Origin of the sequence: Actinomycetospora chlora (assembly GCF_039542135.1) — a bacterium.
Classification (GTDB): domain Bacteria; phylum Actinomycetota; class Actinomycetes; order Mycobacteriales; family Pseudonocardiaceae; genus Actinomycetospora; species Actinomycetospora chlora.
In genome coordinates this window covers 1-23,577 of the sequence record NZ_BAABHO010000078.1, presented here as the reverse complement: position 1 = coordinate 23,577, position 23,577 = coordinate 1, and the positions used below count along the sequence as shown (strand labels likewise).

The 23,577-nt window shown below is 76.1% G+C and carries 26 protein-coding genes; 3 read left to right on the top strand and 23 right to left on the bottom strand.

The annotated features are described in order from the left end of the window. From ABD994_RS29200 to guaB, 3 genes are all read right to left on the bottom strand, one after another. Positions 1 to 1,075 (bottom strand): AAA family ATPase (locus ABD994_RS29200; protein WP_345424431.1); only part of this gene is annotated, 1,075 nt, incomplete at its 3' end. Positions 1,076 to 1,160: 85 nt separating this feature from the next. After that, entirely contained in the window at positions 1,161 to 2,300 is a 1,140-nt protein-coding gene (locus ABD994_RS29195) for a GuaB3 family IMP dehydrogenase-related protein (RefSeq protein WP_345424428.1), read from the bottom strand. 30 nt (positions 2,301 to 2,330) lie between these two features. Further along, entirely contained in the window at positions 2,331 to 3,836 is a 1,506-nt protein-coding gene (guaB, locus tag ABD994_RS29190; protein WP_345424425.1) for an IMP dehydrogenase, read from the bottom strand. Positions 3,837 to 3,923: 87 nt separating this feature from the next. On the opposite strand from guaB, the gene ABD994_RS29185 reads away from it, so the two are divergent. Next, the gene (locus ABD994_RS29185) at positions 3,924 to 4,310 is read left to right on the top strand and encodes a DUF5319 domain-containing protein (protein ID WP_345424442.1); all 387 of its coding nucleotides are present in this window, start codon (positions 3,924 to 3,926) and stop codon (positions 4,308 to 4,310) included. Positions 4,311 to 4,383: 73 nt separating this feature from the next. Here ABD994_RS29185 and ABD994_RS29180 read toward each other — a convergent pair whose 3' ends face one another. From ABD994_RS29180 to ABD994_RS29170, 3 genes are all read right to left on the bottom strand, one after another. Beyond that, on the bottom strand, positions 4,384 to 5,256 hold the full coding sequence (locus tag ABD994_RS29180; RefSeq protein WP_345424422.1) for an anti-sigma-D factor RsdA: 873 nt from the start codon (positions 5,254 to 5,256) through the stop codon (positions 4,384 to 4,386). Next, entirely contained in the window at positions 5,257 to 5,835 is a 579-nt protein-coding gene (locus ABD994_RS29175; protein ID WP_345424439.1) for a sigma-70 family RNA polymerase sigma factor, read from the bottom strand. It abuts the gene before it with no gap. Between the two features lie 308 nt (positions 5,836 to 6,143). Further along, positions 6,144 to 6,740 (bottom strand): response regulator transcription factor, encoded by a 597-nt coding sequence (locus tag ABD994_RS29170; protein ID WP_116709579.1) that lies wholly within the window; start codon positions 6,738 to 6,740, stop codon positions 6,144 to 6,146. Positions 6,741 to 7,331: 591 nt separating this feature from the next. Here ABD994_RS29170 and ABD994_RS29165 point away from each other — a divergent pair. Continuing rightward, positions 7,332 to 7,616, top strand: a complete 285-nt coding sequence (locus ABD994_RS29165; protein WP_285648661.1) for a WhiB family transcriptional regulator — start codon at positions 7,332 to 7,334, stop codon at positions 7,614 to 7,616. 120 nt (positions 7,617 to 7,736) lie between these two features. Here ABD994_RS29165 and groL read toward each other — a convergent pair whose 3' ends face one another. The 9 genes from groL to glmS form a co-directional block, all read right to left on the bottom strand. Then, positions 7,737 to 9,365, bottom strand: a complete 1,629-nt coding sequence (gene groL / locus ABD994_RS29160; RefSeq protein ID WP_345424419.1) for a chaperonin GroEL — start codon at positions 9,363 to 9,365, stop codon at positions 7,737 to 7,739. A gap of 85 nt (positions 9,366 to 9,450) precedes the next feature. Next, positions 9,451 to 9,762: a co-chaperone GroES gene (groES, locus tag ABD994_RS29155; protein WP_116709688.1), complete on the bottom strand. Its 312-nt coding sequence runs from the start codon at positions 9,760 to 9,762 to the stop codon at positions 9,451 to 9,453. Positions 9,763 to 9,895: 133 nt separating this feature from the next. Next, positions 9,896 to 10,381: a ribosomal protein S18-alanine N-acetyltransferase gene (gene rimI / locus ABD994_RS29150; protein ID WP_345424414.1), complete on the bottom strand. Its 486-nt coding sequence runs from the start codon at positions 10,379 to 10,381 to the stop codon at positions 9,896 to 9,898. Then, positions 10,378 to 11,046 carry a tRNA (adenosine(37)-N6)-threonylcarbamoyltransferase complex dimerization subunit type 1 TsaB gene (gene tsaB, locus ABD994_RS29145; RefSeq protein WP_345424410.1) on the bottom strand — a complete coding sequence of 223 codons (669 nt, stop codon included), beginning with the start codon at positions 11,044 to 11,046 and terminating at the stop codon, positions 10,378 to 10,380. Before tsaB ends, rimI begins: the two co-directional genes overlap by 4 nt. 11 nt (positions 11,047 to 11,057) lie before the next feature. After that, positions 11,058 to 11,570 carry a tRNA (adenosine(37)-N6)-threonylcarbamoyltransferase complex ATPase subunit type 1 TsaE gene (gene tsaE / locus ABD994_RS29140; protein ID WP_345424407.1) on the bottom strand — a complete coding sequence of 171 codons (513 nt, stop codon included), beginning with the start codon at positions 11,568 to 11,570 and terminating at the stop codon, positions 11,058 to 11,060. Then, positions 11,570 to 12,751, bottom strand: a complete 1,182-nt coding sequence (locus tag ABD994_RS29135) for an alpha/beta fold hydrolase (protein WP_345424404.1) — start codon at positions 12,749 to 12,751, stop codon at positions 11,570 to 11,572. The genes tsaE and ABD994_RS29135 overlap by 1 nt, the downstream gene beginning before the upstream one ends. Further along, positions 12,748 to 13,917, bottom strand: coding sequence for an alanine racemase (gene alr / locus ABD994_RS29130; protein WP_345424401.1), 1,170 nt, complete (start codon positions 13,915 to 13,917; stop codon positions 12,748 to 12,750). The genes ABD994_RS29135 and alr overlap by 4 nt, the downstream gene beginning before the upstream one ends. After that, on the bottom strand, positions 13,914 to 15,377 hold the full coding sequence (locus tag ABD994_RS29125) for an NAD(P)H-hydrate dehydratase (protein ID WP_345424398.1): 1,464 nt from the start codon (positions 15,375 to 15,377) through the stop codon (positions 13,914 to 13,916). Before ABD994_RS29125 ends, alr begins: the two co-directional genes overlap by 4 nt. A 69-nt stretch (positions 15,378 to 15,446) precedes the next feature. Then, positions 15,447 to 17,300, bottom strand: coding sequence for a glutamine--fructose-6-phosphate transaminase (isomerizing) (gene glmS / locus ABD994_RS29120; RefSeq protein ID WP_345424395.1), 1,854 nt, complete (start codon positions 17,298 to 17,300; stop codon positions 15,447 to 15,449). A 112-nt stretch (positions 17,301 to 17,412) separates the two neighbouring features. On the opposite strand from glmS, the gene ABD994_RS29115 reads away from it, so the two are divergent. Then, the gene (locus tag ABD994_RS29115) at positions 17,413 to 18,318 is read left to right on the top strand and encodes an alpha/beta hydrolase (protein ID WP_345424392.1); all 906 of its coding nucleotides are present in this window, start codon (positions 17,413 to 17,415) and stop codon (positions 18,316 to 18,318) included. Here ABD994_RS29115 and ABD994_RS29110 read toward each other — a convergent pair. The 8 genes from ABD994_RS29110 to ABD994_RS29075 form a co-directional block, all read right to left on the bottom strand. Continuing rightward, positions 18,266 to 19,051 (bottom strand): WXG100 family type VII secretion target, encoded by a 786-nt coding sequence (locus ABD994_RS29110; protein WP_345424390.1) that lies wholly within the window; start codon positions 19,049 to 19,051, stop codon positions 18,266 to 18,268. The two genes, ABD994_RS29115 and ABD994_RS29110, sit on opposite strands and share 53 nt — an antisense overlap. After that, positions 19,048 to 19,422 carry a hypothetical protein gene (locus tag ABD994_RS29105; protein ID WP_345424388.1) on the bottom strand — a complete coding sequence of 125 codons (375 nt, stop codon included), beginning with the start codon at positions 19,420 to 19,422 and terminating at the stop codon, positions 19,048 to 19,050. Before ABD994_RS29105 ends, ABD994_RS29110 begins: the two co-directional genes overlap by 4 nt. 234 nt (positions 19,423 to 19,656) lie before the next feature. Further along, positions 19,657 to 21,036 (bottom strand): phosphoglucosamine mutase, encoded by a 1,380-nt coding sequence (gene glmM, locus ABD994_RS29100; protein WP_345424385.1) that lies wholly within the window; start codon positions 21,034 to 21,036, stop codon positions 19,657 to 19,659. Beyond that, a complete protein-coding gene (gene rpsI / locus ABD994_RS31745) occupies positions 21,036 to 21,680 on the bottom strand; it encodes a 30S ribosomal protein S9 (protein ID WP_425550146.1) in 645 nt (214 codons plus the stop codon). The genes glmM and rpsI overlap by 1 nt, the downstream gene beginning before the upstream one ends. After that, positions 21,677 to 22,120, bottom strand: a complete 444-nt coding sequence (gene rplM / locus ABD994_RS29090; protein WP_345424382.1) for a 50S ribosomal protein L13 — start codon at positions 22,118 to 22,120, stop codon at positions 21,677 to 21,679. Before rplM ends, rpsI begins: the two co-directional genes overlap by 4 nt. A 155-nt stretch (positions 22,121 to 22,275) precedes the next feature. After that, positions 22,276 to 22,569 carry a WXG100 family type VII secretion target gene (locus tag ABD994_RS29085; RefSeq protein ID WP_345424379.1) on the bottom strand — a complete coding sequence of 98 codons (294 nt, stop codon included), beginning with the start codon at positions 22,567 to 22,569 and terminating at the stop codon, positions 22,276 to 22,278. A 31-nt stretch (positions 22,570 to 22,600) separates the two neighbouring features. Beyond that, positions 22,601 to 22,945 carry a WXG100 family type VII secretion target gene (locus tag ABD994_RS29080; RefSeq protein ID WP_345424376.1) on the bottom strand — a complete coding sequence of 115 codons (345 nt, stop codon included), beginning with the start codon at positions 22,943 to 22,945 and terminating at the stop codon, positions 22,601 to 22,603. Between the two features lie 111 nt (positions 22,946 to 23,056). After that, positions 23,057 to 23,577, bottom strand: a 521-nt coding sequence (locus ABD994_RS29075) for a type VII secretion-associated protein (RefSeq protein WP_345424373.1), incomplete at its 5' end; no start/stop codon positions are given.

The following is a 23,577-nucleotide window of genomic DNA, read 5'->3' as shown; positions in this document are numbered from 1 at the left end:
GGCCGGCGGCCGCGGCGTGCAGCCCGCGGCGCCGGGCCGGCGGCAGGTCGCCGCGCACCTCCGCGCGCACGAGGGGGTGGACGAACCCGATCCGGGCCGGCGGCCCGCCGGGCAGCTCGTCGACCAGCCCGAGTCCGACGGCCTCGTCGAGCGCCGCCGACGGGTCGTCGAGCCCGGCGACGGCGGCGGCGAGGGCGAGCGGGGCGCTCTCGCCGAGCACGGCGGTGGCCACGACGAGCCGTTCGGTGTCCGGGCCGGCCCGCGACAGCCGCACCAGCAGGACCGACGGGAGGCTCCGCGGCGCGGGCAGGACGTCGGCGGTGCCCGCCAGCACCGCGGGCGGGAGGTCCTCGATGAGCGTGCGGGCGTGCAGCGGGTGACCGTGGGTGTGCCGCCAGAGGCGCTCGGCCGCCCCCGTCGAGCCCAGCGGGCGGCCCAGCCCGGCCGCGAGCTCCGAGATCTCCCCCGGGTCGAGGCCCTCGAGCCGCAGCCGGCGCACGGCCTCCCCCGACGCGGGCAGCCGCTCCCACCACGCCTCGCCCGTCTCCTCCCCCGGGTGCCGGACGCCGGCGAGCACCAGCACCCGGTCGTGGCGCAGCCGGCGCAGCGCGAACACCAGGGCGCGCACCGAGGGCTGGTCGGCCCACTGCAGGTCGTCGAGCACGACGAGCACCGGCTCCTCGCCGGGCAGGGCCCCCAGCGCCCCGAGGAGGTCGGCGCCGACGGCGAGCGGGTCGGCGCGCGGCGCGCGGTCGGGCCGCAGCAGCGGGAAGCGGTCGACGACGTCGGCCGGCAGGCCCGCGACGAGCTGGTCGAGCACGCCGTGCGCGAGCCCCGACTCCGCGGCGTCACCGGTCGCGGTGAGCACGCACGCGGCCGTCCGGTCGGCGGTCGCCCGCGTGAGGAACGCCGTCTTGCCCGCGCCGGCCTCGCCCTCCACCCACACCACGCCCGGGCGCCCCGCCCGCGCGTCCTCCCACGCGGCGTCGACCACGGCGAGCGGCCCGCGGCGTCCCACGAAGACCGGGGCGGCCACCCCGCGCCCCGGCCAAGCGGCGCCCGGGCGTGTCGTCATGCACCAGACGAGATCGCAGCGGTGGTCCCGTGTCCAGGAGCACTTCCGTGGGAGATCACGCCGTCGCTCTGCGTGCCCGGACCGGCTAGCGGCGGACGGAGAGCCCCACCCGCTGGAACTCCTTGAGGTCGGAGTAGCCGGTCTTGGCCATCGCGCGGCGCAGGGCCCCGAACAGGTTCATCGTGCCCGCACCCGAGCGGGCGGGGCCGGTGAGCACCGAGGCGAGGTCCGGCGCGGCGGTGGGCACGCGGGTGATCCCGCTGCGCGGGAGCGACGGGTGGGCGGCCGACGCCGTCCAGTACCAGCCGCCACCGGGTGCCTCCTCCGCCGCGGCCAGCTGCTCGCCGAGCATGACGGCGTCCGCGCCGCAGGCGATGGCCTTGGCGATGTCGCCCGAGCAGCCCATCCCGCCGTCGGCGATGACGTGGACGTAGCGCCCGCCGGTCTCGTCGAGGTAGTCGCGGCGCGCCGCGGCCGCGTCGACCAGCGCCGTCGCCATCGGGACGCCGATGCCCAGCACCGAGTCGGTCGACGTCGCGGCCGCCTGGCCGTAGCCGACGATCACGCCGGCCGCGCCGGTCCGCATGACGTGCATCGCGGTGCGGTAGTCGCCGACGCCCCCGGCCACGACCGGGATGTCGAGCGACTCGATGAAGTCCTCGAGGTCCAGCGGCGGCTCGCCGCCCTCGTCACCGTCCGGACCCACATGCTCCGCCGAGATGATCGTGCCCTGCACCAGCAGCACCTCGACGCCCGCCGCGAGCAGGGTGGGCGTCAGCTCCCGCGCGTGCTGCGGGCTGACGCGCGCAGCCACCGTCGCCCCGGCCGCGCGGACGCGCTCGAGCGCCTCGGTGAGCAGCGCCGGCTGCACGGGCGCGGCGTGCAGGCGCTGCAGCTCGGCGACGGCCTCGGCCGGGTCGGTGGCCGCCCGCGTCACCACCTCGGCGAGGGCCTTCTCCGCCTCGGCGTGACGGGCCCACAGGCCCTCGGCGTTGAGCACCCCCAGCCCGCCGAGCTCGCCGACGCGGGCGGCCGTGGCCGGGCTGACGACGGCGTCGGTGGGGTGGGTCAGCATCGGCAGCTCGAAGCGGTACGCGTCGAGCTGCCACGCCGTCGACACCGCCGACGACGAGCGCGTCCGCCGCGACGGGACGATGTCGAGGTCGTCGAAGACGTAGCTGCGCTGGGCGCTGCGGCCCCGACCGATCTCGACCTGCTCGCGCACGTGGAGCGCTCCCCTGTCCGGCTGGTGCTGCTAACGCGCCCCGTAGTTGGGGGCCTCGGCGGTCATCGTGACGTGGTGCGGGTGCGACTCCGCGAGCCCCGCCGCGGTGATCCGGACGAGGTGCGCGCGCTGCAGCTCCGCGATGGTCCGCGCGCCCGTGTAGCCCATCGCCGCCCGCAGTCCGCCGACGAGCTGGTGGGCCACCTGCGCGAGCGGCCCCCGGAAGGGTACGCGCCCCTCGACGCCCTCGGGCACCAGCTTGTCGTCGGAGAGGACGTCGTCCTGGAAGTAGCGGTCCTTGGAGTACGACCCCTGCTGCCCGCGGCTCTGCATCGCGCCCAGCGAGCCCATGCCGCGGTAGGTCTTGAACTGCTTGCCGTCGAGCAGCACGAGGTCGCCCGGCGTCTCGGCGGTGCCCGCGAGCAGGGAGCCGAGCATGACCGTCCCCGCGCCGGTGGCGAGCGCCTTGGCGATGTCGCCCGACGACTGCAGGCCGCCGTCGCCGATCACCGGCACGCCGGCCGGGGTGGCCGCGGCGGCCGCCTCGTGGATCGCGGTGATCTGCGGGACGCCGACGCCGGCGATGACGCGCGTGGTGCAGATCGAGCCCGGGCCGACGCCGACCTTGACCGCGTCGGCGCCCGCGTCGACCAGCGCCTGGGCGCCCGCCCGCGTCGCGACGTTGCCGCCGACGACCTCGACCCGCTCGCCGAGCTCCTGCTTGAGCTTCGCCACCATCGCCGTGACCGCCCGCGAGTGCCCGTGCGCGGTGTCGACGACGAGCACGTCCACCCCGGCGTCGACCAGCCCCATCGCGCGCGTCCAGGCGTCGTCGCCGACGCCCACGGCCGCGCCGCACAGCAGGCGGCCGTCGGGGTCCTTGGTGGCCAGGGGGTACTGCTCGGTCTTGACGAAGTCCTTGACGGTGATGAGGCCCCGGAGGATCCCCGCGCCGTCGACCAGCGGCAGCTTCTCGATCTTGCGCCGGCGCAGCAGGCCGAGCGCGGCCTCCGCCGTGACGCCGACCTGGGCGGTGACGAGGTCCTCGGAGGTCATGACGTCGCGCACCCGGCGCGAGTGGTCGACCTCGAAGCGCATGTCGCGGTTGGTGATGATGCCGACGAGGCGCCCGACCTCGTCGACCACCGGCAGGCCCGAGATCCGGAACTTGGCGCACAGCGCGTCGACCTGGGCCAACGTGTCGTCCGGCGAGCACGTCACGGGGTCGGTGACCATGCCCGCCTCGGAGCGCTTGACCACCTCGACCTGCGCGGCCTGCGCGTCCGCCGGGAGGTTGCGGTGCAGCACGCCCATGCCGCCCTGGCGCGCCATCGCGATGGCCATCCGCGACTCGGTGACGGTGTCCATCGCGGAGCTGACCAGCGGCACCCGCAGCGTGACCCGGCGCGTGAGGCGCGCCGACGTGTCGGCCTCCGAGGGCACGACGTCCGACTCACCGGGCAGGAGCATGACGTCGTCGAAGGTGAGGCCGAGCAACGCGAACTTCTCGGGCAGACCGGGCTCCGTCAGCACCATGACGACAATCGTAGTCCGGCCCCGGGAGTGGTCCCCCGGGCGCGCGGACCGCCGCTGGGTGACGCGCGCCGCCACCCGGGTAAATTGCTGGTCGTGGCCTACGAAGCGCTGCCGCCCGACCCGTTCGCGGGAGACCCCGCGGACCCTGCCCGCGCGCTCGGAGGACCGGACGACACCGCCGCCGACGACGCGCCCCTCGACGACGCCGAGCGCGAGGAGGTCGTGGCGGACCTCGGCGACCTCGCGGTCTTCGAGGCCCTCCTCGCCCCGCGCGGCGTCCGTGGCGTGGTGGTCGACTGCGAGGACTGCTCCGAGCAGCACTACCACGACTGGGACCTGCTGCGGGCGAGCCTGCAGCAGCTCCTCGACGAGGGGCACATGCGCCCGCACGAGCCCCCGTTCGACCCGGACCCCTCGGCCTACGTCACCTGGGAGTACTGCCGCGGCTTCGCCGATGCGACGCTCGCGGAGTAGCCCGCACCTCCGCGCTCACGCACGAACGGCCCGGTCCCCTCGCGGGGGCCGGGCCGTTTCGGCGTGCGGTGGGTCAGTTCGGCGGTGTCGTCGATCCGGGAGCCGGGGACGTCGGGCCGGTCGGCGGCTCGTCGGCGCCGCGCGTGTCGGCGTCGGCCGGGGACTGCGGCTCCGCCGGCGAGGCCGGGTCCTGCTGCGCCGGCGGTGTCGCCGGGCTGGGCGTGGTCGCGTTGTCCGACGTCTGGCTCGCGTCCGGGGACGTCGGGTCCGCGGTGGGCGACGACGAGCTGCCCGACGACTGGCCGGTGGACGGGGTCGGGTCGTTCTCGATGGACGTCTGGACCCGGTCGCGCTCCTTGACCAGCGGCGCCTGCTGCTCCGGCGCCACCTGCGGGATGGCGACGTTCGCCTGGGCCAGCTCGTTGCGGGCCTGGTTGACGTCGCCGCGCGCGAGGGCGCCGTTGGCCGCCTCGATCCGGTTGCGGACCTCCTCCACGCGCTCGACGTTCTGCGCGCGCTCGGAGAAGAAGACCTTGGAGACGCCCCACAGCGTGTCGCCCGGCATCGCGCCGTGCACCGCGACCGTCAGCCCCGCACAGGCGACGGCGGCCGCGACGGCGGCGATGGCGAACGGCATGCGCCGGCGGGCGCGCGAGCGCAGCCGGTCCCGGCTCTCGTGGCCGGCCGCGACGGCGTCGGCCGCCTCGTCCAGCGACACGAGCTCAGGCATCGGATCGGCCTCGATGTCGGCGCGCCAGGCGGCGAGGATCGCCGCGAGACGGTCGTCGTCGGTGCCGCCGAAGCCGTAGCCGTCGGGGTCACCCGCTGCACCGGCACCGCCGGCGAGCGCGTCGATCAGGGCGTCGTCGGCCCGGACCGCCGCGAGGTCGACAGGGCCGTCGACGAGGTCACCCTCGGACCCGCCCGACGCCCGGTGGCCGCCCACTCAACTCACCTCTTCCGAGATCGCGGACACCGCGGTCCGCAACTTTGACAACGCCCGGTGCTGGGCCACCCGCACCGCTCCGGGGGTGGACTCGACCGCTTCCGCGGTTTCCTCCGCCGACAGTCCAACGACGACACGCAGCACGAGGATTTCCCTCTGTTTGGGCGGCAGCGTGTCGAGCAGTTGACCCATCTGGACGGACAGCGCTCCGTTGAGTGCCCGCTGCTCGGGGCCGTCCCGGGGATCGAGCTCCTCCGGGAGCTCCTCCACCGGCTCGGACCGGCTGCGCGCCACCGAGCGGTGCGCGTCGACGACCTTGTGGGCCGCGATGCCGTAGACGAAGGCGAGGAACGGGCGGCCCTGGTCGCGGTAGCCCGGCAGTGCGGTCAGCACGGCGAGACACACCTCCTGGGCCACGTCGTCGGCCGAGACCGACGACCGTTCCTGCCGGCCGATGCGCGCGCGGCAGTACCGCACGACCAGCGGCCGGATGATCGCGAGAACGCGGTTGAGGGCCGAGCGGTCGCCGTCGTTCGCGGCGGCCACCAGACCCTCGAGGTCGTTCCCTGACTCGGTCATCGCTGCGCGTGGCCCCGGTGTTACGCGGGGCGGTGGCTCCGGACGCAGGGTCTGCGGCGCCACCGCCGGACGGCTCGGCGTTCCGGCCGCGCTGACGGGACCGGGCGCCGATGTGGTCAGGTCAGCGTAGCGGGCACGCTCCGCACCCGGCACGGGGCGGAACGTGTTCGCCCGATCTGGCGCACGCCACCGGTCCGCGGCGCGGTGGACCGCGCGCGGGATACCGATGACCGGCGTCGGGGCGTCGTCGGCGTGCACTCCGCGGGTGCCGTCGACGTGTCCCCCCGGACGGCCGTCGCGGGACGCGGTCAGGAGACCAGGCCCCGTCGGAAGCCGTGCGCGACGGCCTGCGCACGGTCGCGCACGCCCAGCTTGCGGAAGAGGCGCCGGGCGTGGGTCTTGACGGTGTCCTCGGAGAGGTAGAGCTCGCGGCCGATCTGGCCGTTGCTCTTACCCTGGGCCATGCCGCGCAGCACCTGCAGCTCGCGCTCGGTGAGCTGGACGCCCGAGTCGGCCGGCGTGCGGGGGGCGGGCACCGAGGTGCTGGCCAGAGTGTGCGCGAGGGCGGCGACCAGCTCGGGCCGCGAGGCGTCCCAGCGCAGGTAGCCGCGGGCACCGCCGGCGATGGCCGCGGCGATGCTGCCGGAGTCGTCCGGGGCGCCGAAGACGATGACGTTGGCCTGCGGGTGGGCCGCCACCAGGCGGCGGGTGGCCTCGACGCCGGTGGGCACGGCGCGCTGGGTGCCGACGAGCACCACGTCGACGGTCTGGCGCGAGAAGCGGGTGAGCAGCTCGTCGCCGTGGGCGACGCAGTCGATGCGGTGGACTCCCGGGACCGCGGACATCACCCTGGTGAGGCCTTCACGGACGCTGCGACGATCGTCGCAGATCAGGACCGTGGTCACGGGAGCTCCTTTCTGCAGCGACCCTGCAGCTGTTGAGCGAGCACTCTCCCCCATCGGCACCTGGGCGGGCGAACTTGACCCGCCGGCCGGGGCCGATTCGTGGGGACGTGCCGCCTGGTCGCGCGCAGCACCCGGGTCGCGTCCGCGGTCCAGTCGCCGCTCGACGTGCCGGTTCATGCGCTCTCCTCACCACGGGCGCAGGGGGTCTACGCCGACTGACGTACCGGGGGCCTCCACGGCCGGTGGGCGTCGGCCGGTGCGGTGACCGGCCGGGTGGCGACCCCTCCCCCTGTTCAACGTGCGGGCGACCCTACGGTGACGACCGGAGATCCACCGGATACGACCGCCCGGCGACACCTCCGTGTACTCCGCGTGCGGGGAATGATCACGGATCGGAGCCGAATCGGCAAGCACCCCGACATGTAGGCGGCCGCCCGCGGGACCCCCGGAGCGCCGAACGGTGCGAGATGGCGCACGTCGCATGTCCTGGACGCGTTGTCCACAACCGCCATAAGGTCCACCACGGTGGTCGCGGTCCGCGCGGAGGTGCGCACCGAGGGTGACGACCACATCGTGATGTGGAGGTGGCGCATGGCCGACGTCCGCCGGCTTCCCGGTCCGAACGCCGACATCTGGGACTGGCAGCGCCTCGGCGCCTGCCGCGGCATGGACAGCGCGTTCTTCTTCCACCCCGACGGCGAGCGCGGGCCGGCCCGCGCGCACCGCGAGCGCCGCGCGAAGGCCGTGTGCCGCGACTGCCCGGTGGTCGAGCCGTGCCGGCGCCACGCCATCGCCGCCGGCGAGCCCTACGGCATCTGGGGCGGCATGTCGGAGTCCGAGCGCGTCGCCGCCGCGACGGGCCGCCCCCGCCGCTGACGCCCGCCCGACCCCGCCTCTGGACGAACGAACGGCGCCCTCGCTGCTGGCGAAGCAGCGAGGGCGCCGTTCGTGTCTCGAGGGGACGGGCGACCGGCCCCTCACCCACCGCCGGGCGGGCTAGTGCCCGTGGCCGTGCCCGTGGCCGTGGCCACCGGCGGCGGCCGGCTCCTCGTCCTCGGGCTTGTCGACGACGGCGCTCTCGGTCGTCAGGACCATGCGCGCGATCGAGGTGGCGTTCTCCAGCGCGGAGCGCGTCACCTTGACCGGGTCGATGATCCCGGCGGCCATGAGGTCGCCGTAGGTCTCGCTCGCGGCGTCGTAGCCCGACTCCCAGCCGGACTCCGCGACGCGGGCCGCGACGACGCTGCCCTCGAGGCCCGCGTTGCGCGCGATGGCGCGCAGCGGGGCGGACAGGGCCCGGCGGACCAGGCGCACACCCGTGGCCTCGTCGCCGGTGCGCCCGAGGTCACCCTCGAGCTCGGCCGCGGCGTGCAGCAGCGCGCTGCCGCCGCCGGGGACGATGCCCTCCTCCACCGCCGCGCGGGTGGCGGCGATGGCGTCCTCGATGCGGTGCTTGCGCTCCTTCATCTCGGTCTCGGTGGCGGCACCGACCTTGATGACGGCGACGCCGCCGGCGAGCTTCGCGAGCCGCTCCTGGAGCTTCTCGCGGTCCCAGTCCGAGTCGGTCTCGTCGATCTCGCGCCGGATCTGGGCGACGCGGGCGTCCGTGGCCTCCTTGGCGCCGCCGCCCTCGACGAGGGTGGTGGCGTCCTTGGTGATCACGGCACGGCGCGCGGAGCCGAGCACCTCGGGACCGACCTCGGCCAGCTTGATGCCGACCTCGGGGTTGACCACCGTCGCGCCCGTGGCGGCCGCGAGGTCGTCCAGGAACGCCTTGCGGCGGTCGCCGAAGAACGGCGCCTTGACCGCGGCGACGCGGACGGTCTTGCGGATGGAGTTCACCACGAGGGTCGACAGGGCCTCGGCCTCGACGTCCTCGGCGACGATGAGCAGCGGCTTGCCGGACTCGACGACCTTCTCCAGCAGCGGGAGCAGGTCGGCGATCGCGCTGATCTTCTCGCGGTGCAGGAGGATCTGGGCGTCCTCGAGCACCGCCTCCATGGAGTCGTTGTCGGTGACGAAGTAGGGCGAGATGTAGCCCTTGTCGAACTGGAGACCCTCGGTGATCTCCAGCTCGGTCGCCAGCGTCGAGGCCTCCTCGACGGTGATGACGCCGTCCTCGCCGACCTTCTCCATGGCCTCGCCGATGAGGTCGCCGATCGTCTGGTCGCGCGAGGCGACCGCGCCGACGGCGGCGATGCCCTGGCGGCCGTTCACCGGGGTGGCCCGCTCGCGCAGGATCTCGGTGACCTTCTCGGTGGCGGCGACCATGCCGGCGCCGAGCGCCGTCGGGTTCGCGCCGGCCGCCAGGTTGCGCAGACCCTCGGAGACGAGGGCCTGGGCGAGCACGGTGGCCGTCGTGGTGCCGTCGCCGGCCACGTCGTTCGTCTTGGTGGCGACGTTCTTCGCCAGCTGCGCGCCGAGGTTCTCGAACGGGTCGTCGAGCTCGATCTCGCGGGCGATGGTGACGCCGTCGTTGGTGATCGTGGGACCACCGAACTTCTTCTCCAGCACGACGTGGCGCCCTCGCGGTCCGAGGGTCACTACGACCGCGCCGGCGAGCTGGTCCACGCCGCGCTCGAGCGCACGGCGGGCGGTCTCGTCGAAGGTGATCTGCTTGGGCACTGAAGTCCTTCCTGGTCCGCGGAGACGCCGCCGCCCCGGTGCCCCGTGGGGCCACCGGGGCGGCGGACGTCGGTGCGCGGGGGTCCTAGTTGACGACCGCCAGCACGTCGCGGGAGGAGAGGATCAGGTAGTCCTCGCCGTTGTACTTGACCTCGGTGCCGCCGTACTTCGAGAAGATGACGACGTCACCCACCGCGACGTCGAGCGGGATGCGGTTCCCGTTGTCGTCCACGCGGCCCGGGCCCACGGCCAGGACCTTGCCCTCCTGGGGCTTCTCCTTGGCCGTGTCGGGGATGACGATGCCGGACGCGGTCGTGGTCTCGGCCTCGCTGGCCTGCACCACGAGCTTGTCCTCGAGCGGCTTGATGTTCACGCTGGCCACGTCGGTGACCTCCACCTGTCTGGGGTCGGGGCGGTTCGGGCCGCCTGTCTCGGCTCCACGGCGCCGGCGGGCCTCCCCGTCGTCGCGGGTGCCGGGGCGGCTCCGACGCCGTGCTGTTTGGCACTCTAGCGCCGAGAGTGCCAGGCCATCAACGAGGGGCGTCCGGCGTGTGTTCGCCCTGCGGGAACCGGCGCATCGTGTGGGCGTCGGCCCCCGACGCGTAGTACCGCCGGCGGGTGCTGATCACCGTGAAGCCGGTGGCCGCGTACAGCCGCTGCGCGGGGACGTTGTCGGTCCTGACCTCGAGGAACGTGGTCGCGCCGATCCCGTCCGCCGCGGCCAGCAGCGCGTCCAGCAGGGCCCGCCCGAGGCCCCGACCCTGGTACGCCGGGTCCACCCCGATGGTGTGGATCTCGGCCTCGGCCTGCTGCCCCAGCCGCCCCGGCAGCAGGGCCACGCCGCCGTAGCCGACCAGGGCCGCTCCGTCGCGGGCGGCGAGGTAGTGGTGGCCGGCGCGCAGCTCCTCGCGGAACGCCCGCGCGCTCCACGGGTCGTCGCCGGGGAAGAGGATCGCCTCCAGCTCGGCGCAGCGGTCGGCGTCGTCGGGGGTCAGGGCGTCGAGCGTGACGGTCACGAGGTGCGGGTCACGGCCTTCGGCGCCCCCGGCGGCACGGCGTCCGGGCGCCGCAGGTAGAGCGGCACGAGCGGGCCGGGGACGGTGCCCGCGCGCAGGGCCGGCGCGGCCACCGCGACCAGACCGGCCGGCGTCGGCCCGGGCACGCCCGCGGGCGCCCCGACCTGCTCGGCGGCGTCGCCGAGCACCGCGTCGACCGGCCCGAGGTCGCCGTCGGGGCCGAGGCGGGCGGCGAGGTCGGCGGGGCGGGTCACCTCGGGGCCGTGGGTGCGGACGCCGTCGGCCACGAGGCTCCAGTAGACCTCGCGGCGGCGGGCGTCGGTCACCACCAGCAGTCGTCCGTCGTGGCCCGCGGCGACCGCGTCGTGGGTCGGGACGCCGTGCACCGGCAGGCCGAGGGCGTCGCCCATCGCGGCCGCGGTGACCAGCCCGACCCGCAGGCCGGTGAACGGCCCCGGCCCGAGGCCGGCGACGACGGCGTCGAGGTCGCGACGGGTGCGCCCGGCCTCGGCGAGCGCCTCGGCGATCGCCGGCGCCAGCAGCTCCGCGTGGGCCCGGGCGCCCTCGCCGTCACGGGCGGCGAGGGTGACGGGGCCACCCTCGCCGAGTTCCACCACGCCGGCGGTGATGCGGGCGGTGGCGGTGTCGAGGGCCAGGACGAGCACGTCGCGGGAGCCTACGGAGCCACCAGGCGGGCCGGACCGCGCAGGTCGGCCACCCGCGTCTCGTCCGGGCCGGAGCGGTCCAGCCGCACCAGCAGCGGCTCCCCCGCGAGGTGCTCGGCCACGCCCTCGCCCCACTCGATCACCACGGCGGCCCGGGTCAGGTCCGTGTCGAGGTCCAGGTCGTCGAGCTGCGCGGCGACCTCGGCCGGGTCGGGCGTCGGCGCGGTGCCCACGCCGAGCCGGTAGGCGTCGACGTGCACGAGCACGACGCCGCGCCCGCCCAGCGCCGCCGGCAGCGACGGGTGCTCGCGGGCGATGACGAACGTCGGGGACGTCACCGGGCCCTCCACCCCGAGACCCTCGCCGATCCCCGCCGCCAGGCAGGTCTTGCCGGCGCCGAGGGGGCCGGCGAGCACGACGAGGTCGCCGGGCTCCAGCCGCAGGCCGATGTCGCGCCCGAGCGCGGTGGTGTCCGCCGGGGTCGGCAGCACGACACGGCGGTCGGTGAGGACGGAGCCGGCCATCAGGCGCGACGCCGCGGGCGGCGCAGGCCGCGGCGCGGTCGGTCGGTGGTCGCCGAGCGCCCGGGGCGCAGGCGGCGCAGGACCTTGCTGCGGTGGGTGCACCGGCGCAGCAGCTCCAGCAGCGCGGCATCGAACTCCCCGGGCTGCTCCATCATCGCCATGTGCCCGGCACCCTCGAGCGGCAGGAGCTCGGCCTGCGGGATCTCGGCGGCGATGAGCTCGGAGTGCTCGTAGGGGATCATCCGGTCACGCGTGCCGCCCGCGACGAGCACCTCGCACTGCGTGAGCCCGGCCAGTGCCGCGCGCCGGTCGTGGGTGGAGAGCGTGTTGGCGAACGACGTCAGGGCGTCCAGCGGGGTCGCGGCGATCGTGCGGTCCACGAGGTTGACCAGCGCCGGGTCGGTGCTGCGGTCGCCGAACGACAGCGCCTGCACGCACGCCCAGATGACGTTGCCCAGGCCGCGGCGCACGCGGTCGGCGAACGCCGGCTGCCAGTGCGCCACCCGTCCCAGCACGTTGACCGTCGGGTTGCGGTGGGAGAGGACGGCCTGCTTGAGCCCGCCGGCCATGACGTCGCCGGCCGAGGTGGAGACGAGCGCGACCCCGACGATCCGCTCGGTGAACAGCTTGGGGTGGCGCTCGGCCAGCGCCATGATCGTCATCCCGCCCATCGAGTGCCCGACGAGCACGATCGGGCCCTCGGGGACGCAGGTCCGCAGGATCGCGTCGAGGTCGGCGCCGAGCTGGGCGATCGTGCACGACCGCGCACTGGCCTGGCCCGAACGGCCGTGGCGGCGCTGGTCGTAGAGCACGGTGCGCACCGCGGGCTCGGTGAGCTCGGAGAGCATGCGGCGCTGGAAGTGCCAGCACTTGCGGTCGAGCGCGAAGCCGTGGACGAGCACGACGGTCAGCTCGGGCGTCGCGCCCGGGGTGACCGGGTCGACCTCCTCGACCGACAGCCGCACACCGTCGTCGGCGGCGACCGACGACTCGCGCCCGGGCGGCACCATGCCCAGCCGCGAGGGATGGGCCTTCTCCTCCTCGGAGAGCTCCGCCCGCTGGCGCAGGACCCGCGAGCGCGCCCGGCCGGCCCCGACGGCGCCGGCGGCGGCCGCGCCGCCGATCACCGCGCCGGCCACGGCCCCCGCGACCCCGGTCGGGGAGATGCGGTGCTCGGTCACGGCCGCGTCCAGACCGTGCGTGTCACCCGCGGCCGGCACCCGACCCCGGTGACGACCTCGTAGTGGATGGTGTCGAGCCAGCGGGCCCACTCCAGCGCGGTCGGCTCCCCGGCGTCGCCGGGGCCGAACAGGAGGACCTCGTCGCCCGGCGCGACCGCGGGAACGTCGCCGTCGGCCGGGCCGAGGTCGACGACCACCTGGTCCATGCACACACGGCCCACGACCGGTCGGCGCCGACCGGCCAGCTGCACCGTCATCGTCCCTCCGAGCCGTCGCGGGACACCGTCGGCGTACCCCGTCGGCACCAGTGCCAGCACCCGGTCGTCAGGGGCCACCCACTCGTGCCCGTAGGACACACCTTCCCCGGCGGCGATCCGTTTGACCAGCGCCACGCGCGTGCGGAAGGTCATCACCGGTCGCAGGCCGTGGTGGTCCGGGGCCTCGAGCGGGTCGAGCCCGTAGACGGCGATGCCCGGCCGGACGAGGTCGAGGTGCAGGTCCGGACGGGTGAGGGTGGCCGCGGAGTTCGCCAGGTGGCGCCACGGCCGCGGACCGCCGAGCCGGGTCGCGGCGGCCCGCCAGGCGTCGTCGAGGCGCCGGGCCTGGACGTCGATCGTCGGGTGCGCGGGGGCGTCGGCGTGGGCGAGGTGCGACCACACGGCCGCGACCTCCACCTCGCCGGCGGCCCGCGCCGCCTCGACGGCCTCGAGGAGGTCGCCCCAGTCGCCCGGCGGGCAGCCGTTGCGGCTGAGCCCCGTGTCGATCTTGAGGTGGATCCGGGCCGGGCGGCCGGCCCGCCCCGCGCCGGCGACGACCCCGTCGAGCTCGGCGCGGGAGGAGACGCCGAGGTCGACCCCGTCGGCCACGGCGGGGGCGAAGTCCTCGTCGGGCAGGTGCAGCCACGACAGGACGGGCGCGTCGATCCCGCCCGCGCGCAGCTCGGCCGCCTCCTCGAGGGTGCAGACGCCGAGCCAGGTGGCGCCGCTCGCCAGGGCGGTGCGGGCGACGTCGACGGCGCCGTGGCCGTAGCCGTCGGCCTTGACCACGGCCATCGTCGCGGCGCCCGAGGCACGGGCGAGCGCGCTGAGCAGGGCGACGTTGTGGGCCAGGGCATCGTGGTCGATGCGGGCCTCGACGCGGGGGCCGGTGCGCGTGCCGGTGGTCACCGGATCGCCCCCCGGACCTCGCGGATCGCGCGCGGCAGCGCGGCCTGGACGTGCGACGCGGGCACCGGGGACCCGGGGCCGTCGGCCGCGCCGGCGCCGACGTCGGCGGCCCGGGCGTGCACGAACGCGGCGCAGCCGCCGGCCCACCACGGGTCGAGGCCGGCGGCGAGCAGGGCACCCGCGACGCCGGAGAGCACGTCGCCGGAGCCCGCGGTGGCGAGCCAGGCGCTGCCGGCGGGGTGCACGAGGACGCGGCCGTCGGGGTCGGCGACGACGGTGGCGTTGCCCTTGAGCAGCACGGTGACGCCGAGGTCGGCGGCGGCGCGGCGGGCGGAGTCCACGCGGTCGTCGGTGAGCTGCGCGACGCGGCCGAACTCGCCGGCGTGCGGGGTGATGAGCACGGGGTGGCCTGCGGCCTTCTCGCGCAGCTCGGCGTGCTGGCCGAGCAGGGTCACGGCGTCGGCATCGGCGAGCACCGGCAGGCCGGCGTCGAGGACCTCGGCGAGCGTGCCCGCGCCGGCGTCGTCGGTGCCCAGGCCCGGGCCGACCACCCACGCCTGGACGCGCCCGGCCTCGCCGACCGTGTCGGTGGCGACGACCTCGGGCCAGGCGGCCCGGACCTCGTGAGCGGCGCTGCCGGCGTAGCGGACCATGCCGCTGGTGGCCAGCGCGGCGGCGCCGGAGGCGAGCACGGCCGCCCCGGGGTAGGTCGCCGAGCCGGCGGCGACGCCGACCACGCCCTGGGTGTACTTGTCGTCGCCCGGCCCGGGCACCGGCCAGCGCTCCCCCACGTCGGCGGCGTCGAGCACCTGGACGGGGGCGGGCGGCAGCTCCGGGCCCAGCCCGATGTCGACCAGCGTGACCGGGCCGCAGCGGGGCGCGGCGAGCACGTGGACCGGCTTGCGGGCGCCGAAGGTGACGGTGGCCGCCGCGTCCACGAACTCGTCCCCGGGGACACCGGTGAGCGGGTCGATGCCGCTCGGGGTGTCGACGGCGAGCACCGGGACGCCGGCGACCGCCGCGGCGCGCGCGAGCGTCGCCGCCTCGGGGCGCAGGCCCCCGCGGGCGCCGGTGCCGACGATCGCGTCGAGCACGAGGTCGGCGCCGTCGACCGCCGCGACGCCGTGCTCGACGTCGCTGAGCGTGCGGCCCTTCTGCCGCCGCAGGGCGGCGAGGCCTGCGGGGTGGGCGCGGTCGGGGCTCAGCAGCACCGCGGTGACGGCGACGCCGCGGCGGCGCAGCTCGTAGCCGGCCCACAGCCCGTCGCCGCCGTTGTTGCCGGCGCCGGCGAGCACCACCACGCGGCACCCGGCCACCCCGCCCGTACGGCGCTCCAGCTCGGCCAGCGCCACCTGCGCGACGCCCCGGGCCGCACGGCGCATGAGCGCGCCCTCGGGGGTGCGCGCCAGCACCGGCTCCTCGGCCGCGCGCACCTGCTCGGGCGTCCAGACGCCGTACACCCCGGCTGCCTCCTCCGTCGTACGTGCGTGATCTTTCGAGCTATAGCTCAGAAGATCACGCACGTACCCCTACTCGACCGTGACGGACTTCGCGAGGTTGCGGGGCTTGTCGACGTCGTAGCCGCGGGCACGGGCGACCTCGGCCGCGAAGACCTGCAGCGGGATGCTCGCGACCAGCGGCTGGAGCAGCGTCGACACCGCGGGCACCTCGATGAGGTGCTCGGCGAACGGCCGCACCGTCTCGTCGCCCTCCTCGGCGACGACGATCGTGCGGGCGCCGCGGGCCTGGATCTCGCGGATGTTGCTGAGCAGCTTCTGGTGCAGGATCGCGCGGCCCTTCGGCGAGGGCATGACGACGACCACCGGCAGGTCCTGCTCGATCAGCGCGATCGGGCCGTGCTTGAGCTCGCCGGCCGCGAAACCCTCGGCGTGCATGTAGGCGAGCTCCTTGAGCTTAAGCGCGCCCTCCAGGGCCACCGGGAAGCCGACGTGGCGCCCCAGGAAGAGCACCGCCTTCGACCCCGCCAGGTCACGGGCCAGCGCGCGGGTCGGCTCGACGACCGCCTCGAGCACCCGCGCCACCGCGTCGGCGCTCGACTCCAGCTCGGCGTACTCGCGGGCGACCTCGTCGGCGTACTTCGTGCCGAACACCTGCGCGAGCGCCAGCCCCACCAGGTAGCAGGCCACGACCTGCGCGGTGAACGTCTTCGTCGCCGCGACGCCGACCTCCGGGCCGGCGTGGGTGTAGAGCACGGCGTCGGACTCGCGCGGGATCTGGGCGCCGTTGGTGTTGCAGATGGCCAGCACCCGGGCCTTCTGCTCGCGGGCGTGCCGGACGGCCTCGAGGGTGTCCGCCGTCTCGCCGGACTGGGAGATCGCGACGACGAGCGTCGAGCGGTCCAGCACCGGGTCGCGGTAGCGGAACTCGCTGGCCACCTCGACCTCGACGGGGATGCGGCACCAGTGCTCGATCGCGTACTTCGCCAGCAGCCCCGCGTGGTACGCCGTGCCGCAGGCGACGACGAACACCTTGTCGACGTCGCGCAGCTCCTGGTCGGACAGGCGCTGCTCGTCGAGCACGACCCGGCCGTCGACCAGGTGCCCGCGCAGGGTGTCGGCCAGCGACACCGGCTGCTCCTCGATCTCCTTCAGCATGAAGAAGTCGTGGCCGCCCTTCTCGGCGGCGGCGATGTCCCAGTCGACGTGGAAGGGCCGGGTGCGGGCGACGTCCCCGTGGAAGTCGGTGACCACCGCGCCCTCGCGGGTCAGGGTGACGATCTGGTCCTGGCCGAGCTCGACGGCGTCGCGGGTGTGGTCGATGAACGCCGCGACGTCCGACGCGACGAACATCTCCCCCTGCCCGACGCCCACCACCAGCGGCGACGAGCGGCGCGCCGCGACGATCTCGTCGGGCCGGTCGGCGTGGGTGAAGACCAGCGTGAACGCGCCCTCGAGCCGGGCCACGACGGCGCGGACGGCGGCGGTCAGCCCCGAGTCCGGGTCGGCGTCGAACGCCCGCCCGACGAGGTGCGCCGCGACCTCGGTGTCGGTGTCGCTCGCGAGCTCCACGCCGTCGGCCTCGAGCTCGGCGCGCAGCGCGGCGAAGTTCTCGATGATCCCGTTGTGGACGACGGCCAGCCGGCCGGTCGCGTCGCGGTGCGGGTGGGCGTTGCGGTCGGTCGGCGGGCCGTGGGTGGCCCAGCGGGTGTGGCCCATGCCGGCCGTCCCCGTCCCGTCCCCGTCGGGCAGCACCGCCACCAGGTTGGCCAGCGGACCGGCCGCCCGGTGCACCTCCAGGCCACCCTTGCCGTCCGCCACGGCGACGCCGGCGGAGTCGTAGCCGCGGTACTCCAGACGTCGCAACCCGTTGACGAGGACCTCCTGGGCCCCGCGCCAGCCGACGTATCCCACGATCCCGCACACGGCCGCCAGGGTAACGAGGGCGCTCCGGCGTCCCGGGCGCCCGCCGGTCCGGGCGTCACCACCCGGGGTCACGACGGGCCGTGCCCGCCCGGCTCCGCTAGGTTCCCCGGCCATGGCGAGCGTGATCCCGGGGAAGGCACTGGCGCCGAAGGCGCTGGTCGCCGAGCTGTCCCGGCCCGGCCCGTACCCGGTCCTGCGGGGCGAGCTGGCCCTGGTGGGGCTGCCCGGCGTCGTGTTCACCCCCGAGTCGGGCGCGGGCCTGCCCGCCGTCGCGTTCGGCCACGACTGGCTGCAGCCGGCCGCCCGCTATCTCGGGCTGCTGCGCCACCTCGCGTCGTGGGGCATCGTCGCCGCGGCGCCCGACACCCAGCGTGGGCCGTTCGGCTCCCACCGGGCCCTGGCCCACGACCTGCGCACGGCGCTCGAGGTCTGCTCCGGGGTCCGCCTCGGCGGCACCGCGCGCGGGGCGGCGGTCAGCGTCGACCCCGGCCGCCTCGGCGTCGCCGGGCACGGGATGGGCGCGGGGTCCGCGGTGTTGGCCGCGGCCGTCCCGGCCGCCGACACCCAGGTCCAGGCCGTGGGCGAGCCGTACTGGGAGGTCGGTCGCGGCGTCGCCGTCCAGGCCGTCGCCACCGTCGCGCTCACCGACACCCGCCCCTCGGCGGTCGAGGCCGCCCGCGCCGTGCACCTGCCCGGCCTGCACCTGGCGTTCGGCAAGGACCTCGTCTCGCCGCCCGCCGCCGGCGCCGAGCTGCTCGACACGGCGTGGGCGGGCGAGTCCTCGCTGCGCACGCTGAAGAAGGCCACGCACCTCGGCCTGCTCGAGGGCCGGCACTGGTCGGACGTGCTGCTCGACGGCAAGGGCGAGAACGCCACCCGCACGCTGGTGCGCGCCCTGCTCACGGGCTTCCTGCTGCACCGCCTGAACGGCGACGGGCGCTACGCCGCGGCGTTCGACGGCGGGGTCAAGGGGACGGAGGTCCGGACCTCGGAGGCGGGCCACCGCCTGGAGGACTGACCGGGGGACCGAGCGGCCCCGCGGCCGCCAGGCGCTCGCGCACGCGGGCGCCCGCCTCCCGGCCCGCGGCCCGGCTGCGGGCGGCGGCGCCGAGGAACAGGCGCAGCCGCTCCTCGAGGTCGGCCGCCCACGCCCGCAACGGCCGCTCGACGCCCGGGTCGGTGCGCACCGCCGCGAGCATCGCGTCCACCTGCGCCGGGTGCAGGCCGCCCACCGGGTCGGCCGGGCGCACCGCGGCCGCGCCGGCCGCGAGGTCGCGCACCGCGGCCGCGACCTGTCCCGCCGCGGTGTCGACGACGTCGGCGGTGTCGCCCAGCTCGCCCACCAGGCCGTGCGCCGAGCGCGCGAGGGCCGACACCCGCCGCTGCACCGCGTCCGCCGACGGCCCCGCCCACGTGTCCCACAGCGGCCCGAGGTCCTCGGCGGTGTCCACGTGCTGGCGGCGCACGACGTCGGCGGCCTCGCGCAGCGCGTCGGCCTGCTCGGCGAGGGCGACCGGGTCGGGAAGCTCCCGGGCCTGCGCGCCCGCGCGGGCGACGGTGGCCGGGTCGGTGTCCGGCCCGGCGGGGACACCGCGCCAGCGCGGCGGCAGGGCGGCCCAGCGGGCGAGGTGGGCGGTGAGGACCCCGACGGCCGCGTCGACCGCCGCCAGGAGGGCGGGACGGCTCGGCCCGCCGACGTCGACCGGACCGGCCGCGGGCACGAGCCGCAGCGGCCGGTCGGGCCCGGTCACCCGACGCTGCGCGGCACGCCGCGCGGCCCGGTGTCGTCGGACCCCGGCTCCGTCTCGCTCGTCGTGCGGTCCGCACCGGCGGCGGCGAGGTGCTCGGCGAGGTCGCCGACCCGGCCCGCGTGGGCGCGCAGCAGGGCGACCGCCGACAGCGTGCCGGCGTCGTCCCCGGCCGCGTCGGCGCCGAGACGGTCGGCGAGACGGTGCAGGTCGCGCGCCCGGCCGGTGACCGCCTCGACGACCTCGGGGAGCTCCGGGGGCGGGCCGTCGGGACGCGGGTCGCTGCCGTCGCCGGCGTCGGCGCCGTCGATGCCGAGCTGGGCGAGGAGGTCGTCGAACCGGGCGGGGCCGTGGGCGGGCGGGACCGAGTCCATCCGCGTCCTCCGCGTCCGGCCCGCGCTGTGGCGGGGCACCACCGATGCCGACGTCCCGCCGCGACGCGGGACCACCGTCAGGTTAACGCGTGGCGACCCCGCCAGGGGCCGGAACCCGGTACCGCCCCGCCCTGATACGTCGATCGGCGGGACGCCCGCGCCCAGCGCGGCCACGGTCCGTCGCCACCCGGTCGCGCACGGTGCGACAGGAGTACCGCAGGGGGTGCGGGGCGGTCAGCGGACGCCGGAGACCAGGCCCGCCAGACGGTCCGCGACCTCGCCCGCGACGCCCTCGGTCGGGGCCTCGACCATGACGCGCACGAGCTGCTCGGTGCCCGACGGGCGCAGGAGCACGCGGCCCCGGCCGGCCAGCTCGGCCTCGGCGCGGGCGACGGCTTCGGCGACCTCGGGCGACGACCCGACGGCCGCCTTGTCCGCCACCGGCACGTTGACCAGCACCTGCGGGAGCCGGGTCATCGCCGCCGCGAGGTCGGCGAGGGGGCGCCCGCTCTGCGCCATGCGCGCCATGAGCCGCAGCGCGGTGAGCAGGCCGTCCCCGGTGGTGGCGTGGGCCGGGAGTACGACGTGCCCGGACTGCTCGCCGCCCAGGGAGAAGCCGCCGGCGCGGAGCTCCTCGAGCACGTACCGGTCGCCCACCGCGGTGGTGCGCAGGCTGACGCCGGCGTCGGCCATCGCGAGGTGCAGCCCGAGGTTGCTCATCACCGTCACGACGAGGGTGCCCTCGGCGAGCTCGCCGCGCTCCTGCATGTCGAGCGCGAGGACCGCGAGGATCTGGTCGCCGTCGACGACGCTGCCGTCCGCGGCCACGGCGAGGCAGCGGTCGGCGTCGCCGTCGTGCGCGATGCCGAGGTCCGCGCCGTGCTCGACCACGGCGCGCGTGAGCGCCTCCATGTGCGTGGAGCCGACGCCGTCGTTGATGTTCCAGCCGTCCGGCTCGGCGTGCAGCGCGGTGACCCGCGCGCCCGCGGCCGCGTACGCCCGCGGGGCGGCGGCCGACGCGGCGCCGTGCGCGCAGTCCACGACCACGTGCAGGCCGTCCAGCGGCGTCGGCGTCGCCTCCGCGAGGTGGGCGACGTAGCGATCGAGCGCGTCGGGCACGTCCCGCACGCGCCCGATGTCGCGGCCGGTGGGCCGCGGGGCCGCGCCGACGGGCGTGCCGTCCTGTCCGGCACGCACGTGCGCCTCGATCTCGTCCTCGACGGCGTCGGGCAGCTTGTGCCCGCCCGCGGCGAAGAGCTTGATGCCGTTGTCGGGCATCGGGTTGTGCGACGCCGAGATCATGACGCCGAGGTCGGCATCGAGCCGATCGGTCAGGAACGCCACGGCCGGCGTCGGCAGCACGCCGACGCGCAGCACGTCGGCTCCCGCGGCGCTCAGACCGGCGGTGACCGCCGCCTCGAGCATCTCGCCGCTGGCCCGCGGGTCCCGACCCACGATCGCCAACGGGCGGGAGTCCGCACCCCGCCGACCGCCGGCCCGGGCGTGCTCGGCGAGCACGCCCGCGGCCGCCGCGGAGACCGCGGTCGCCAGCTCGGGCGAGAGGTCGGCGTTCGCGAGCCCCCGGACACCATCGGTGCCGAAGAGCCGCGCCATCAGCGCTTCGAGTACTGCGGAGCCTTCCGGGCCTTCTTGAGGCCGTACTTCTTGCGCTCCGTGGCCCGCGGGTCGCGGGTCAGGAAGCCGGCCTTCTTGAGGCCCGGGCGGTCGTCGGGGTCGACCTCGACGAGGGCCCGCGCCAGGCCGAGGCGCAGGGCACCGGCCTGGCCGGAGGTGCCGCCGCCGGTGAGGGTGGCGTGCACGTCGAACTGCTCGGTGCGCTCGGTGGTCACCAGCGGCTCACGGATGAGCTGCTGGTGCACCTTGTTCGGGAAGTACTCCTCGAACGCCTTGCCGTTGCAGACGATGCGCCCGGTGCCGGACACGAGGCGCACGCGCACGATCGCCGACTTGCGGCGACCCACGGTCTGCACGGGGCGGTCGATCGAGGCGAACACCGGCGCGGGCGCCGCGTCGCCGAAGACGTCGCCGTCCTCGCCGGCGCCGTCGGCGTCCTCGTCGGAACCGTCGACGGTCACGTCGGCGACAACGTCGTCACCGGCGTCGTCGGTGGCGGACACGGGCGTCCCGCCGACGGCGGCCTCGGCGCCCTCGGGCAGGTCCGCGGCCTCCGCCAGGGTCTGCGCCGCGTCGTTGTCGGTGACCTCGGGCAGGTCGGTCGGCTCGTCGGGGCTGGTCACTGGCTCACCTGTCGAATCTCGTACGGCACCGGCTTCTGCGCGGCGTGGGGGTGCTCGGGGCCCGCGTAGACCTTGAGCTTGCTGGCCATCGCCCGGCCCAGCCGGTTCTTCGGGAGCATGCCCTTGACGGCCTTCTCGACCAGCCGCGCCGGGAAGCGCTCGAGCTCCTCGCCGACCGTGCGGGCCCGCAGGCCGCCTGGGTAGCCACTGTGGTGGTAGACGAAGCGGTCGTCGCGCTTGCCGCCCGTGAGGGCGACCTTCTCCGCGTTCACGATGATCACGAAGTCACCGGTGTCGACGTGCGGCGCGTACGTGGGCTTGTGCTTGCCCCGCAGCAGCTGGGCGCTCTGGCTGGCCAGGCGCCCGAGCACGATGTCGGACGCGTCGATGACGTGCCAGGCGCGATCGATGTCGCCTGGCTTCGGACTGAACGTGCGCACGGAAGCTACCTCGTCACGGACGGCTGGACGGAACGGCTCGGGCCGCAGGGCGGTCGAGTGCGGTCGAGCAGGCGCGGGGCGTGCACCGCGCAACGATCCTCCAGGGTACGCGTCCCCTCGTCGCGGACGCCGACCACCCCCTGGAGGGCCCCGGCCTAGCGCGCGAAGGAGCGGCGGATCGCGTCCTCGGTCTCCTGCGCGCCCTGGTTGAAGCCCGCCGTGGTGGTGCGCAGCGCGTCGAGCTGGCCCTCGATGGACGTCCACGCCGCCTTCAGCTCCTGGTTGCGGGCCTGGCACTCGGCGGCCGCGGCGCCGTCCCAGACCTGGAGCTCGGCGATGGTGCGGTCGAGGTCGGCGATGTGCCCCTCGATCGACGCGCGCAGCGTCTGCATGTTGCTGACCGCGGCGTCGATGGTCGCGAAGTCGACCCGGATACGGCTCTCGGCCATGGTTCCTCCTACGGGGAGTCGGTGCGGGGGATCAGAGGAACCGGCCGAGGCCGCCGGCCTGGCCCGTGCCGGTGTCGACGCCGTGGAACGCCCGGGCCCCGCGGTCCTGGTCGGACTCGAGGAGACCGGCGCTGCGGTTGACCTTGCTCGCGATGGCGTCCAGCGCCTGGTTCATCCGCATGGCGTCGCGGTCCCAGGTGGCCATCGTGGTGCCGAACGCGGTGGCCGCGGCGCCCTGCCACTCCTGCCCGGCGAGCGTGGAGAGCTGCTGGCGCAGGCGCGCGAGGTCGGCCTCCATGGTCGTGTGGATGGTGCTGATCTGCTGCGCGACGCTCTGCATGGTCGCGGTGTCGGTGCTGAAACGGCCGCCGGTCATGCGCATCCCCTCCCGGTGACGGAGCCCGGTCCGGGGCTCGCTGACTCCGACGAGCATGACGACCGGCCGCGGGGCGTGGTGGCCGTTTCGCGACATCCGTCGCCGCCCGGCTCAGCCCGCGGGGGTGAGCGTCTCCACGACCTGCGCGCAGGCGGCGAGGACGCGGCGGGCCTCGGCGTCGTCGGTGCCGTGGCGGCACCCGACGCTGACCATCGAGGGTGCCGACACCACCACGAACCAGTCGACGCGCACGCCCGGGGCGGGGTCCTGGCGGTAGCGGGCGACGTCGCGGTCACCGAACTCCGCCCGCGGGTCGTAGTCCGACACCGGGTCGCCCGCGGCGCGCGCCGCCTCGTACTGGGCCGCGAGCTGCCCGCGGGCCCGCTCGGGATCGGCCGCCGCGGCCGGGTCGAGCGGGTTCTCCTGGACCGCGACGAGGTCGGTGCCGCGCGGCGCGCCCGCGGGGCGCAGCAGGATCCGGCGCGCGGCCGCGTCGCCGCCGGCCGTGACCCACCCGAGCGGCGCCACGAACGCCTGCCCGCCCACGACCGTCGGCGTCCCCGACTCGCCCCGCTGCGCGCGCCCGCCGAGCACGACCTCGGCGGGGAGCCCGGCCACGGCCAGCAGCGCCG